Origin of the sequence: Klebsiella sp. K47, from assembly GCF_051858335.1 — a bacterium.
In the GTDB taxonomy this organism is placed as follows: domain Bacteria; phylum Pseudomonadota; class Gammaproteobacteria; order Enterobacterales; family Enterobacteriaceae; genus Klebsiella; species Klebsiella pneumoniae.
The window spans coordinates 1-238 of sequence record NZ_JBPYUI010000234.1 but is presented as its reverse complement, the minus strand read 5'-3'; the positions used below and the strand labels follow the sequence as shown (position 1 = coordinate 238).

Below are 238 nucleotides of genomic sequence, written 5' to 3'. Positions count from 1 at the left end.
GTCACTTCAGTTTGGGAAGAAGGGAATCTGGATGATGGCGTAGAGCGCGGTGCAAGCGGTGTCATGGCGATGTGGAGCTGGTGTGGCGGCTTTCGCCACGTTGATCGCGCAGCAGATGAGCGTGGTGGACCACGCCGAGCCGCTCGGCCAGCGTCGCCAGCCGGTTGCAGACGGCGACACGTTGCTGGGGATGGGACCGCGTCAACTCATCCTGTATCGCCTGGTAGGCATCCCAGAA

At 62.6% G+C, this 238-nt stretch carries 1 protein-coding gene; it reads left to right on the top strand.

Annotated elements, in window-relative coordinates; translation table 11 throughout:
- Positions 1-58 precede the first annotated feature (58 nt).
- A partial coding sequence (locus RRF55_RS27840; RefSeq protein ID WP_439419276.1) for a hypothetical protein occupies positions 59-238 on the top strand: 180 nt, incomplete at its 3' end.